Source organism: Ochrobactrum sp. XJ1 (genome assembly GCF_024701725.1).
GTDB classification, from domain to species: Bacteria; Pseudomonadota; Alphaproteobacteria; order Rhizobiales; family Rhizobiaceae; genus Brucella; species Brucella anthropi.
Map to the genome: position 1 here is coordinate 1 of NZ_VDGD01000007.1, position 13,269 is coordinate 13,269.

Sequence of the window (13,269 nt, forward strand, 5' to 3'; positions counted from 1 at the left end):
TTTGCTCAACTTTTGCAGGAAGCAGTATAATCGGATACCCTCACCACTGGCATGATGCAGTTGGGGTAGCTTTTCCACAGCAATATACAGATGCGACAGATGGGCAAGATAGAGATGCGACATTTTTAGGTCGCGTGCCCTGTTCAGATCGAACGAGGAAAGGAAGACTGGGCGGCTCTTCACACGTATCCGTTTAGAGAGTTGCCATGTCTTGTTTGATTACGATGTCGCAGAAAGAACTCAATAGATTGGAAGTCATTCAGAAGATTCGAGATCGTCGTCTGACGGTTATCCAGGCGACTGCATTGCTGGATCTCAGCCGCAGCCAGATCCATCGTCTTTTACAGGCTTACGACAAGCTTGGGCATTCGGGTCTGATTTCGGGACGACGCGGACGCCCGAGCAATCGTCGTTACAGCGAGGATTTCCGGAATGCGGTGCTGGATCTGGTACGGGCTTATTATCGGGATTTTGGACCGACACTGGCCTGTGAGAAGCTTGCCGAACGCCACCGGCTTTCGGTCAGCAAGGAGACGCTGCGGCAATGGATGACGGTGGCGGGTTTGTGGACGTCACGGCGCGAACGCAAGCGACAACTGCATCAGCCGCGCGGTCGGCGTGATTGCTTTGGTGAGCTGGTACAGATCGATGGTTCGCATCATTGGTGGTTTGAGGAGCGGGGTCCCAAATGCGCCCTCCTCGTTTATATTGACGATGCCACGGGCAAGCTCCTGCATTTGCGCTTCGCTGGATCAGAGAACACGTTTGATTATTTTCATGCGACGAAGGCCTACCTGCAGCAATGGGGCAAGCCGCTGGCCTTTTACAGTGACAAACATGGTGTGTTTCGCACGACCCATGGTTCGCAGAAAGATCGCACGAGCGGTCTGACCCAGTTTGGCCGGGCGCTTTATGAACTCAACATCGACATTATCTGTGCCAATACCCCGCAGGCCAAAGGCCGTGTCGAGCGGGCAAACAGAACTTTGCAGGATCGTTTGGTCAAGGAATTGCGACTGCGCGGCATTGATACGATCGAAGCAGCCAATGCTTATGCGCCGGAATATATTGCAGACTTCAATGCCCGTTTTGGCAAGGATCCGCGCAATCCCAAAGATATGCACCGACCGCTGGCCGCACATGAGAACATCGATGGTGCGATGTGCCGGAAGGAAGTGCGGACACTGTCGCAAACACTGACGCTGCGTTACGACAAGGTGCTGTTCATCCTGGAGCCGACGGAGCTTGCAAAGCGGCTGGCTCGACAAAAGGTGATTGTCTGCGACTATCCCGATGGTCGTCTGGAGATCATGCATGGTACGGACACCCTGCCCTATACAACGTTCGACAAGCTTCGTTCTGTTCACCGGTCGCCTGTTGTCGAGAACAAGCGACTGGATGACATGCTTTCGATTGTGGCCGAGATGCAGGCGGGCCGGGAATTGCAACGCAGCAAGAGCGGTCCCCGTCGCACAGGTCAGACGAACCATCTGTTTGGCGTGCCTGATGGCAGTGTCGGGAACGGGTATCAGAAGCGTGAACGCAAATCGCGCACCGCTTACATGAACGATCCTGACGTTATCGCGCGTCGGGAAAAAGCGTTGGCTCGGTTGGCTGCGACGGAGTGAAATGGCCAGATCAATGACATTTGGCACTCTCAGAGCTAAAGCCGAAGGGCACCCATCGACTCGCCCCCCTTCCTCGCTTGCAACCCTGACCAGCCTCTCGGAATGGGTGCTGAACGTCAGCGCCTGTCGCATCCCTAACTTGCTGAAGATGGCGCATCCCTAACTTGCCAAAACAATGTTGATGCCAAGGGAAGCTTGATCGCTCATGAAAAGAAGCGCCTTTTCAGGCGCCTCCTTCTGTCTGTCTCAGAATGTCCGCTGGAGCGCGATCAGGCCTTGCCACGCGTCTGACCCGTTAAGGACAGACTTTTTGTCACGCCAGCGCACGTAAGAGATTTCGGGCGTGACCGTGAAGCCAGGAACCAGTTCGTAAGCGACGTTTGCCGTCGTGTAGAACGTGTCTGTGGCATCGTAAGAAAGCTGGGCATTGATGATGGCCTTGTCGGATATTTTGTAAGCGCCGCCACCCCAGGCAGCCCAGTCGCCGCCCCATTGACCGTAGAAACTATTGATTGCGCGAACCTGGCCTGCAACTTGTCCGTTGTCGCCTTTGACGTCCATATAGCTGTCTTTGTTGGACTTAAAGCCACCCATGGCCCACACGGACAGCTTGTCATTGATGTTGAGATTGCCACGCAGCTTGCCCGCCCATTTTTCGTTCCGGGCATCGTATGCAGCAACTGTAATGACCGCGCCCCAGTCTTGGGCATATTTCAGACCACCAACGATGTGCGGGGTATAGTCACTGATAGTGCCATCAAAGCCATATTGCTTATCTGTATCGAGATTGTTGCCCTGTTCCAGCGACAGGATCGCCGAAATGCCGTTGCTGCCGGAGTAGGTATAGCTGATCAAGCCTGTACGATAGCCGCCTGCAAGGATCACATCATCGTTAAAGACGTCGCCGAGATACCCCACGAAGGATATGAACGTCGAAAAATCGAGGCCGACACGCAGTCCCGCCAGATCGACATATGCAACGCGCAACGAGCCGGTGGAGCCGGAATCTTTGCCATTGCCCCACTGAAAACGGGTTTCCGCATAGGTTTTTAGTGTGCCGAGCTCCGTTTCGGATGCCGTGCTGGCACGCAATGTGAAACGGGCAGAATTGTCCCAGCTATCGCGCTTGCTGTTGCGCTGGAGATGAGGTGTGCCGTCCTTGTCAGTGAAGCCGCGGCCATAAACATCGTCCCCGCCCTGCATAAGATAGCGGACATAGCCGTGTATACGCAGGCATGTTTCAGTTCCGGGAATATAGAAATATCCCGTGCCGTATGCGTCACAAACCCGGACGTATTGTGTCGATTCCGGTTCCGGCGCGATAACTGCGTCTGCGCCATAGGCTGCAGATGCACTGCATGCCGTCGCAATGCAGCCTGCCAGCGATAAAGTAAACTTCATGTCCCCTCACAAATATAAAAATATGACCGGAAATACTTTCCCGGTCTAAAACGTCGCCAAGGTAAAACAAAAAAATATTTTCTATAATCGCAAATTCTAATAAGCGAATTATAGTGCGTGCTTATATGTGTGCTATTAAAGTAATTATCACAATAAGTAGGGAGTTATTACTTAAAGTAGTAAGATTAAAACAAGAAATATACAGTCGATGCATCTGGCGACTCCGTTTCGGGGTCGCGCCATCAATGGGAGGGCTTTATGCATCGCAGTTTCTTTCTTGCAGGCGCTTGCTGTTTTTCGTTGGCTACCGTCGCGTCAGCCGAAACCGTGTTGAACCGTGATAGCGGCAGCGATCCATCAACACTGGATCAGCACCGTACAACGACGGTCAATGAAAGCGCTTTGCTGCGTGATCTCTATGAGGGGCTTATTACCGAAGATGCAAAGGGCGAGCTGATACCGGGTGTAGCGCAGTCGTGGGATATTTCTCCCGACGGACTGACTTATATGTTCCATTTGCGCGCAGGTGCAAAATGGTCGAACGGCGATCCGGTTACCGCAGGTGATTTCGAATATTCGCTGCACCGTATCATCGACCCGAAGACTGGTGCGGGTTATGCCAATGTTCTCTATGCGATCAAGAACGCCAGGGAAATCAATACCGGCAAGCTCCCACTGGATCAGCTGGGCGTCGAGGCGCTTGACGACCGCACGCTGAAAATCACGCTTACGTCCCCTACCCCTTATTTCCTTTCACTGCTGACCCATCAGACGACCTTGCCGCTAAACAGGAAAGCCGTCGAGAAATATGGCGACAAGTTCACTCTGGCGGGAAACATGGTGTCGAACGGTGCCTATACATTGGCCAGCTTCACACCAAATGCGCAGATCGTCATGAAGAAAAACCCGAACTACTGGGATGCATCCAATGTAAAGATCGACGTGGTGAACTGGATTCCATTCGAGCAACCGGCGTCGTGCATGCGCCGGTTTGAGGCCGGGGAGATCGACATTTGCGGTACGGTCCCCGCCGAGCAGATGGACTACATCAAGTCCAATCTGGGGCATAATCTGCGTGTCGCCCCCTATTTCGGCACCTTTTATGTCAGTGTCAGAGGCGAACCGGATAGTAAGTTGCGCGATCCTCGTGTGCGTGAAGCCATATCGATGGCGATTGATCGAAAGTTTCTGGCCAATGAAATCCGGCGTGGCATGATGATGCCGGGTTATTCGATGGTGCCTCCCGGTACTGAAAACTATGTCGTGGACGCGCCCCGGCTGGATTACATGAATATCGATATTCTGGATCGTGAGGACAAGGCCAGGGAATTGCTGAAGGAGGCCGGTGTCGCACCGGGAAGCCTGTCGGTCAAGCTGCGCTATGCCACTTCGGTCAACAACAAGAACACGATGATTGCTATCGCAGACATGCTCAAGAATATTGGCATCAATGCTTCACAGGACGAAGTCGAAGGCGCGACTTATTTCAATTATCTGCATGAAAAAGGCATGTATGATTTTGCCTATCAGGCATGGATCGGCGATTACAACGACGCTTATTCCTTCCTGAGTATGTTCACGACCGACAATTATTTCAATAATTCAGATTGGTCGAACAAGGATTATGACGCGCTGATTACAAAATCGGAAACGATGACCGACACTGGAGCGCGGGCTGAAACCCTTGCTCAGGCTGAGCGCATTCTGCTGAAAGAGGTTCCGGTCATCCCACTGCTCTACCCTTCATCACAAGCGCTCGTGGCAGATAAGGTTGAAGGCTACAGCGACAATCTGATGAACATACACGCAACCCGCTGGCTGTCTCTTCAAAGCAAATGAAATAAAGGCTGGTTGTATGGCCATCGCGCGGACGGGTTGCGCGGTGGCCTGATTCCAATGTTTCAATCAAAACAGGAAATGCTCTAGCATAGCACTTTCAACTGAATCAGTTTCCGACGAGATCAAAACGGTGGGGTATGAAACCAGCAATCGAGCAGCTCTTTCCCGGCTTTGAGATGCGGGAAGTGGAAACGAATGATGTTCGTTTTGCGGTCATGACTGGTGGTAAAGGCCTGCCGGTTCTGTTGCTGCACGGTTATCCGGAAACCATGGCTGCATGGCATCGCATTGCCCCTGAACTCGCCCGCTCCCGCACAGTCGTCGTGCCTGATCTGCCGGGCTATGGACGAAGCCGCATCACGTCCAATCCGGTTGGTGCCGGATCAAAACGCCGGATGGCCGCTAGTCTGGTCGCGTTGATGCAGGCGCTCGGGCATGAGCGGTTTGTTGTGATCGGGCATGATCGCGGTGGGCGTGTCGCCTATCGCATGGCATTGGATCACCCGGACAATGTGGTTGGACTGGTATCCGTGACGGTCGTACCGACTCCGGAAATGTGGGAAGGCGCCAGCAAGGCTTTCGGCATGGGGGCGTGGCACTGGTTCATGCTGGCACAGCCCGAACCGCTGCCTGAAATGCTTCTTTCCGGCAATCCTCGTTTCATGATCGATACGACCTTGCAGAAGATGGCGCATGGTCTCGACAAGCTGCATCCGCTTGCACTTGCGGATTATCGGGAAGCCTTTGACAGTGCGGAAGTCCGGCACTGGATATGCGAGGATTACCGCGCAGGCGCAGGTGTGGATGAAGCTGACGATCTTGCGGATCGGGCGGCAGGACGGCGCATTCATGCGCCGGTTCTGGTTTTCTGGGAACAAGGCCGACGCTATGGCGGCGGGCGCGAACCGCTCGATATATGGGCAGACTGGGCCATCGATGTTGACGGCGAAGGACTGGCTGGCGGGCATCTTCTGCCTGAGATGGCCTCAGGTCCAATACTGGCTCGGTTAGACCCGTTTCTGCGGAGAATCGATGCCGGTGCATTGGCGGCAGAACAAGTACGTGACCGTTAATCTTATTGAAAATCCCGCTATGTGACTTTATGCGAAAGCAATCTTCCATATTTTTCCGTGGCAGAGACGTAATGAAATTTTGTTTGCCGGGCCTAGCAGGAAATCTGTTGCGCCAGGCTGACACCCGCATCGGAGGAGAACCGGAATGGATTTCACCCTGACACGCCGTCAGACATTGATGGGACTTGGTGCGTTGGGCATCAGCACGGCTTTCGGCTCCCCTGCCCGCGCCGCGACGCGAAATCTGGCCGTTCTCCATCTGGCGAGCCATGCGCCGAGCTATATCGCGCACGAGCGTGGCTATTTCAAAGATGCTGGTCTCGATATCGAGTTGAAGTTCTTCGAAGCCGCCCAGCCCATGGCTGTCGCCATCGCATCCGGCGATGCAGATTTTGGTGTGACGGCAATGAGTGGCGGGCTTATCAGCCTGGCCGACAAGGGCGCGATCAAGGTCATCGGCGGTGCGCTTGCAGAAGAAAAAGGCATTACCGGCAACGTCATTCTGGCCTCCAACAAGGCCTATGAAGGCGGGCTAACGGAACCGTCCAAGCTGGCGGGACACAGCTTCGGCATCACCACGGCTGGATCGTCATTCCATTTCATGGCGCACAAGATCGCCAAGGCCAACAATATTCCTCTTTCTGAAATCCAGCTGCGCCCATTGCAGAAGCTCGGCGCTGTTGTCGGTGCCCTGTCGACCGGGCAGATCGATTCCTGGGCCATCCAGCCCAATATCGCCAAGAAGCTCATCCGTGAGGGCGCTGCAAAGCAGATCGGTCTCGTCTCCGATTATGCGCCGGATTATCAGGTCACGACAGCATTCACGTCTACTAAGAATGCGTCCGACGAGCGCGCCATGACCGAAGCCTTCGTCAAAGCCTATTCCAAGGCAATCGACGATTATAATGCGGCCTTTGTCGACAACACTGCAGACGATGCAGCGCGCGACGACATTGCAAAGATCGTGCACAAATATGTCAAAAGCGACAGCCCGTTCGAGACGGCAAAACAGAACCTTATCGATGGTGCTATGCGCATCAACAAGGGGCTGGCCTTGTCGCTCAACAGCTGCGTGGAGCAGCTCGACTGGTTCCGCTCCGAAGGCATGGTCAAGGAAGCTGTCACACAGGAAAAGCTGTTCGACACATCCTATGTCAAGACAATTTGAAACTGGCTAAGGCTGGTTGAAACTGAACATTCCGTGCCCGACAGGTTTTGTCGGGCGCAAAGCCCGACGACAGGTATTCCAAACCGGGATGCGCGTCAAAACAACGAGATAGAGCGCGGATTTGATCCAATCATATCGAAACGCGCTCTAACGTCGAAGGGCGGACTTTCTGACTGGAGTTGAAATGGATCTGCAACTGAAAAACATCAGCCATTCTTATGGTCCGGTCGAAGTTCTCAAAGATATATCGCTTACCATCCCGCAGGGGCAGATCGTCTGCCTGATCGGCCCTTCGGGCTGCGGAAAGTCCACGCTCCTGCGTTTTCTGGGCGGTCTTGAGCGGCCATCCTCGGGCGAAGTGCTGCAGATAGGCTCGCCGCCGAAGGATTCACTCAATCCCCTCACTTATGTTTTCCAGCACTTTGCGCTGCTGCCATGGCGCAGCGTGGAAGGAAATATCAAGCTGGTGCTGGAGGATCATGGTCTTGGCCGGGCGGAAATGGACAGGATCGTAACCAATGTTCTGGAGCGCACCCGGCTGTCGGATTTCCGACAGGCATTGCCGAAGCAGCTTTCGGGTGGCATGCGCCAGCGCGTGGCGATTGCACGCGCCTTGTCGGTACGCCCTGCCGTCATGCTGATGGATGAGCCCTTGTCGGCGCTCGATAGCCAGACACGGGAACTGCTGATGGATGATCTGATTGCGCTGTGGACGCGCCAGCCATTCACCTCGGTCTATGTCACGCACAATCTCAACGAGGCGGTGCGGCTCGGCCATCGAGTGGTGGTGCTGTCGCGACGACCGGGACGGATCAGGGAGATTGTCGATATCGATATTCCGCTTTCCGAGCGTCACCTTGGCGACCCCGTTCTGGAAGAAAAGCAGAAGCAGCTCTGGGAGCTGATGCGGGCGGAAGCGCAGGCAGCAGATCAGGAGTTGATCAATGGTTGAGATCGCAGAAATGAAGCAGTCCAGCCAGGATGTTCGCCCGGTTCCTTTCCGGGGGGGCGGTTTCGCACCTCAGCCGGTGCGCCACATGGCCCTGATCCTGTTTATAGCGCTGCTGGCGCTGGCGGAAATCGGAACCCGCAGCGGCTTCATATCCAATCTGACATTGCCGCGCCCATCCGCCGTGCTGGAAACCTTCGTCCAGCTCTGGCAGACCGGCCTTCTGTGGCAGCATCTGCTGCCATCGCTGCGGCGGCTTGTTGTCGGCGCCAGTCTCGGTATCGCGGTCGGTGTGAGTCTCGGGGTAATGATCGGCTTGTTCAGCTATGTCCGCGCCGGTCTGGTGCCGCTCGTTGCTGCTCTCTTCCCGATCCCCAAGATCGCACTCCTGCCACTCTTCGTGATCTGGTTTGGCATCGATGAAATGTCGAAATATATGCTCATTGCCTTCGGCACCTTTACGCCCACCGTCGTCGCCACTTACGGCGCGGTCGATAATGTGGATCGTTCGCTTGTGCGCATGGGCCAGAGCTTCGGTCTTGGATGGTGGTCTATCGTGCGCAAGATCATCCTGCCCGGCGCATTTCCTGCGATCCTGTCCGGGCTGCGAGTGTCGATCTCCATCGCCATCATTCTGCTGGTCGCAGCCGAAATGCTCGGCGCCCAGTTCGGCGTCGGTTCCTATATCCTTGAAGCCGGATCGCTCTACGATCTTGAGAAGCTGTTTGCCGGAGTCACAATCCTGTCGGTGATGGGACTGATCGTCAATTTCATCATCGGGCAGATCGAGAAGCGTTTCTTGACCTGGCGTGGCTGATCGCAATAATATTTCGTATAGACATATTATTGTCGACAGAATGAAATGTGTTGTCCGCTTTTCGTTGCATGTTCTTACCGGGACGTTATACGAAGGGACTCTATCGCAAATTTTTGCGTCTCATTTTAGATGCCAAGATCCCGCGTCTTGTCTGTTCCCCCATTCATGAGGCGCTACCCGAAAAGGAGCGGAAATATGAGCCGTTATGGCAAAGCACATCGTAAGTTCACCGGATGTGACGAGCGATGAGCGCCGAACCAAGCCGTATTCAGCCGGAAGAAACACGCAAGACTGCAATCGCGCTCAAGGATGTGCAGATTTCGTTCAAGCTGGCCGATGGCGGCCGCTTCGATGCTGTCGCCGAAAGCAATCTTGAAGTTGCTGAAAACGAGTTCGTGGCGATTGTCGGTCCGACCGGCTGCGGAAAATCCACATTGCTCAATGCCGTTGCCGGGCTTCTCGTACCGGCCAGCGGTACGGTCGAAATCAGCGGCCAGCGGCTGCAGGGTCTCAATCGCAAGGCAGGTTATCTTTTTCAGCAGGATGCCCTCATGCCCTGGAAGACTGTCTTGGACAATGTCTCCATCGGGCTGGAAATTGCAGGCACCTCGAAGGCTCAGGCGCGCGAACAGGCCCGTGAGTGGCTCGGCCGCGTCGGTCTTGCAAGTTTCGGCGACCGCTATCCGCATATGCTGTCGGGTGGACAGCGCAAGCGCGTCGGCCTTGCGCAGGTGCTGATCCGCAATCCGAAATATCTGCTGATGGATGAACCCTTCGGTCCCCTCGACGCACAGACGCGGGTTATCATGGGCGACCTTCTGCTGGACCTGTGGTCGCAGGACAAGAAGGCGGTCATGTTCGTGACCCACGATCTGGAAGAGGCTATCGCGCTGGCGGATCGCGTCGTCATCATGTCCGCCGGGCCGCGTGCCCGCATCATGGCCGAATATAAAATCCCCCTCGCCCGCCCACGCGAGATTTCCGAAATTCGTCTCGACGACAAGTTTCACGAAATTCATCGCGAAATATGGAGCGCGCTCAAGGAAGAGGTTCTCAAGGGCTATCAGCAGACGAGTGGGGAAAAGAAATGAAAAAGCCTATGCTGTTTTTGGCGCAGCTCAGCGTGGCTGTCGCCGTTATTCTGGTCTGGCACCTCTTCACCGCCACCCATCTGCTAGGCAATCCGGCCAAGGCGAAGTTCTTCTTTGCGACGCCGGGCGATGTGGCGCAACGCATCTACAAGTGGTTTGCGGAAGGCACGATCTGGTATCATCTCGGCATCACGCTGCTTGAAGCCATGCTGGCCTTTGCCATTGGCGCAATTGGCGGCGTGCTGATCGGGTTCTGGTTTGCCCGCAAGCCTTTGCTCGCGGCGATCTTCGACCCTTATGTGAAGGCAGCCAATTCGTTGCCGCGCGTCGTGCTGGCGCCGATCTTCGCGCTGTGGCTTGGCCTCGGCATCTGGTCGAAGGTGGCGCTCGGCGTCTCGCTGGTCTTTTTCATCGTCTTCTTCAACGTCTATCAGGGCGTGAAGGAAGTGAATCAGACAGTGCTCGCCAATGCGCGTATGCTTGGCATGAACGAGCGCCAGCTTCTGCGCAATGTCTATCTGCCATCGGCGCTGTCTTGGATGTTTTCAAGCCTGCATACGGCTGTCGGCTTTGCCGTCGTCGGCGCGGTTGTCGGCGAATATCTCGGCTCGTCGGCAGGTCTCGGCTATCTGATCCATCAGGCGGAAGGCGTGTTCGACGTCACCGGTGTCTTTGCCGGTATGCTGGTGCTGACAGCATTCGTACTGCTCATCGATTGGGGCGTGTCCATCGTCGAGGAGCGCCTGCTTGTCTGGCGCCCGAAAGCTGCCGGACACAACGGTTAAGAGGATTCAAGGAGGAAACCATGAGGACAACACGTAGAGATATATTGCTGGGCGCCGCCGCCTTCGGGCTGGCGGGTATTGCCTCGCGCCTGCCTGCCTACGCGCAGGATGCATCTGCGACGCCGGAAAAGCCGGAGCTGATGTTCGGTGTTGGTGGCAAGCCGCTCTTCTATTACCTTCCCCTCACCATTGCCGAGCGCAAGGGCTTCTTCGAGGAAGAAGGCATCAAGGCGACTATCAATGATTTCGGTGGCGGCGCAAAGTCCTTGCAGGCGCTGATCGGCGGTTCGGTCGATGTGGTAACCGGCGCATACGAACACACCATTCGCATGCAGAACAAGGGACAGGACATCAAGGCCGTCTGCGAGCTTGGCCGCTTTCCGGGCATCTGCATCGGCGTGCGCAAGGACCTCGCAGGCGAAATCAAGACGATTGCTGATCTCAAGGGCCAGAATGTCGGTGTCACGGCGCCGGGCTCTTCAACCTCGCTGCTGCTGCAATATGCGCTCATCAAGAACGGTCTGGCAGCAGATGCCGCTTCGATCATCGGTGTCGGCGGTGGCGCAAGCGCGGTCGCAGCCGTCAAGAAGGGCGAAATTGCAGCCCTCGTCCATCTTGACCCGGTCATCACGCGCCTGGAAGTGGATGGCGACATCACCTTGATTCTGGATACGCGCACCGAAGAAGGCACGCGCCAGCTTTTCGGTGGCACCAATCCGGCCGCGACCGTTTATGTGCAGCAGAGCTTCATCGATGCAAATCCGGTAACGACGCAGCGGGTCGTCAACGCTTTCGTCAAGTCGCTGAACTGGATTCACAAGGCTTCTGCCGATGACGTGGCTGATGCTGTGCCGGAAGAGTATCTGCTGGGCGACCGCGAGCTTTACAAGACCGGCTTCGAGAAGTCCCGCGCCATGTATTCCGAAAAGGGCCTGATTGCGGAAGACGGCTTCAAGAGCCTGTTCGAAATGCTCAAGGCGCTCGATCCGGAACTGGCAAGTGCGGATATCTCATTTGCGCAAACTTTCGATCCACGTTTTGTGGAAGCCGCAAAGGCATAATCCGCTTTGGGCAGGGGTATTCCCTGCCCTTTGCACCCTTCGTCGCCGGAAGTTCAAAAGCGGCTCTTGGCAAAGCGCTCCTGCAGCCATTGGGCGGCTGGCCCCTGCCGTCGCCGCTTGTTCCAGATAAGCTCAAGCGCGACCGGATGCGCACCTTCGTCGAACTGCAGTTTCGGAATGACGAGTTCCGGCGCCAGCGGTGAATCCTGCAAGATATGTTCGGGAATGAATGCCCAGCCGATCCCCCGCGTGAGGATCTGAAGGATAACCCAGTGGCTTTCCACCCACCAGACTTCGGCACCCACCCGCAGACGACGGCTTTCAGCCGTATCGCTGTGCTTTCGGGCCATGATCTGGCGAAACGATCTCAAATCTTCCCAGCTGACCGCCGTATGAGCCAGTGGATGCTCTCGCCCGCAGACGAGAACCAGAGGCACCCATCCGATGGTGTGGAAGCCAAGTTCATCCGGCATCTGCTCGGCGCGCCACATCACGCCGAGGTCCGCCTTTCCTTCCAGCACAAGCCCGCTTATTGCCGTTGACGGCGGAAAAGTCAGCTCCAGTTCGACATGCGGGTATTCCTGCGCGAAGGCTGCAAACAGCGTCGCGATAGCCGGTTCGGGATAAAGCTCGTCGATTGCGACCACGAGACGGCTTTCAACATGATCGCCGAAATTTCTGGCGACGGAAATCAGATGTTCACGCCGGGCAAGCAGCAACCGCGCTTCCGGCAACAGCCGCGCACCCGCCTCCGTGAGCACCGGATTGCGGGATGCACGGCTGAACAGCTTGACGTCGAGATCGTCTTCCAGCGAGGAAACCAGCACACTGACGGCGGACTGCGCCTTGCGCAAATATCGCGCGGCAGCGGAGAACGAGCCGTGATCCGCTGAGGCCACAAAGGCTTCTAGCTGTTCGAGTTCGATACTCATTTATCGCAAATCCAGATAGTATCTAACTTTTCTTATCGCCAGAATAAGATAGAAGCACGCGCATTAACAACAGGGATTAAAGGAAATGCGCAGTTTTATGGACCGTGTCCGCCACGCAACGATGTTCGAAATCATCGGTCTGGCGATCTTCATACCCGGTTCCGCCTTCATTCTGGACAAGCCTGCAGCAGAGATGGGCGTGATCGGGGTTGTTTCGGCAACCACTGCAACCGTGTGGAATTTTCTGTTCAATCTGGGCTTTGACAAGGCGATGCTGCGTTTCACGGGTAGCGTCAACAAGAGCATGGCTGTCCGTGTTCTTCACGCAATCCTTTTTGAAGCCGGATTGATCGTGCTGCTGATCCCGTTCATCGCCTGGTATCTGGGAATTTCGCTGATTGCCGCCCTTGTGATGGATATAGCGATTGTCGTTTTCTATCTGGTCTATGCGTTTGTGTTCAACATTGCATATGACAGACTGTTCCCGCTACCGCTCGGGCAGACCGCAGAAGCGGTTTGACATCG

The 13,269-nt window shown here is 55.5% G+C and carries 12 protein-coding genes; 10 read left to right on the forward strand and 2 right to left on the reverse strand.

The annotated features are described in order from the left end of the window. The first annotated feature begins 206 nt into the window (after positions 1-206). Positions 207-1,628 (forward strand): ISNCY family transposase, encoded by a 1,422-nt coding sequence (locus tag FG152_RS13610; RefSeq protein ID WP_109365971.1) that lies wholly within the window; start codon positions 207-209, stop codon positions 1,626-1,628. A 246-nt stretch (positions 1,629-1,874) separates the two neighbouring features. Here the strand turns inward: FG152_RS13610 and FG152_RS13615 are convergent, their stop codons facing one another. Then, entirely contained in the window at positions 1,875-3,029 is a 1,155-nt protein-coding gene (locus FG152_RS13615) for a porin (RefSeq protein WP_010658795.1), read from the reverse strand. Between the two features lie 258 nt (positions 3,030-3,287). Here FG152_RS13615 and FG152_RS13620 point away from each other — a divergent pair, with 258 nt between their 5' ends. From FG152_RS13620 to FG152_RS13655, 8 genes are all read left to right on the forward strand, one after another. Then, entirely contained in the window at positions 3,288-4,868 is a 1,581-nt protein-coding gene (locus FG152_RS13620) for a peptide ABC transporter substrate-binding protein (protein ID WP_010658794.1), read from the forward strand. 137 nt (positions 4,869-5,005) lie between these two features. Further along, on the forward strand, positions 5,006-5,941 hold the full coding sequence (locus FG152_RS13625) for an alpha/beta fold hydrolase (RefSeq protein ID WP_010658793.1): 936 nt from the start codon (positions 5,006-5,008) through the stop codon (positions 5,939-5,941). A gap of 145 nt (positions 5,942-6,086) precedes the next feature. Continuing rightward, the gene (locus tag FG152_RS13630) at positions 6,087-7,109 is read left to right on the forward strand and encodes an ABC transporter substrate-binding protein (RefSeq protein WP_498986876.1); all 1,023 of its coding nucleotides are present in this window, start codon (positions 6,087-6,089) and stop codon (positions 7,107-7,109) included. Between the two features lie 184 nt (positions 7,110-7,293). Beyond that, positions 7,294-8,061, forward strand: coding sequence for an ABC transporter ATP-binding protein (locus FG152_RS13635; protein ID WP_010658791.1), 768 nt, complete (start codon positions 7,294-7,296; stop codon positions 8,059-8,061). Next, on the forward strand, positions 8,054-8,875 hold the full coding sequence (locus FG152_RS13640; RefSeq protein ID WP_012092987.1) for an ABC transporter permease: 822 nt from the start codon (positions 8,054-8,056) through the stop codon (positions 8,873-8,875). Before FG152_RS13635 ends, FG152_RS13640 begins: the two co-directional genes overlap by 8 nt. A 245-nt stretch (positions 8,876-9,120) precedes the next feature. Next, positions 9,121-9,966 carry an ABC transporter ATP-binding protein gene (locus FG152_RS13645; RefSeq protein ID WP_010658789.1) on the forward strand — a complete coding sequence of 282 codons (846 nt, stop codon included), beginning with the start codon at positions 9,121-9,123 and terminating at the stop codon, positions 9,964-9,966. Further along, positions 9,963-10,751, forward strand: a complete 789-nt coding sequence (locus tag FG152_RS13650; RefSeq protein ID WP_029927414.1) for an ABC transporter permease — start codon at positions 9,963-9,965, stop codon at positions 10,749-10,751. The genes FG152_RS13645 and FG152_RS13650 overlap by 4 nt, the downstream gene beginning before the upstream one ends. A gap of 20 nt (positions 10,752-10,771) precedes the next feature. Further along, positions 10,772-11,812: an ABC transporter substrate-binding protein gene (locus FG152_RS13655; protein WP_010658787.1), complete on the forward strand. Its 1,041-nt coding sequence runs from the start codon at positions 10,772-10,774 to the stop codon at positions 11,810-11,812. A 53-nt stretch (positions 11,813-11,865) separates the two neighbouring features. On the opposite strand, the gene FG152_RS13660 is transcribed toward FG152_RS13655, so the two are convergent. After that, positions 11,866-12,744 (reverse strand): LysR family transcriptional regulator, encoded by an 879-nt coding sequence (locus FG152_RS13660; protein WP_010658786.1) that lies wholly within the window; start codon positions 12,742-12,744, stop codon positions 11,866-11,868. 85 nt (positions 12,745-12,829) lie between these two features. On the opposite strand from FG152_RS13660, the gene FG152_RS13665 reads away from it, so the two are divergent. Then, on the forward strand, positions 12,830-13,264 hold the full coding sequence (locus FG152_RS13665) for a PACE efflux transporter (protein ID WP_012092982.1): 435 nt from the start codon (positions 12,830-12,832) through the stop codon (positions 13,262-13,264). Positions 13,265-13,269 lie beyond the last annotated feature (5 nt).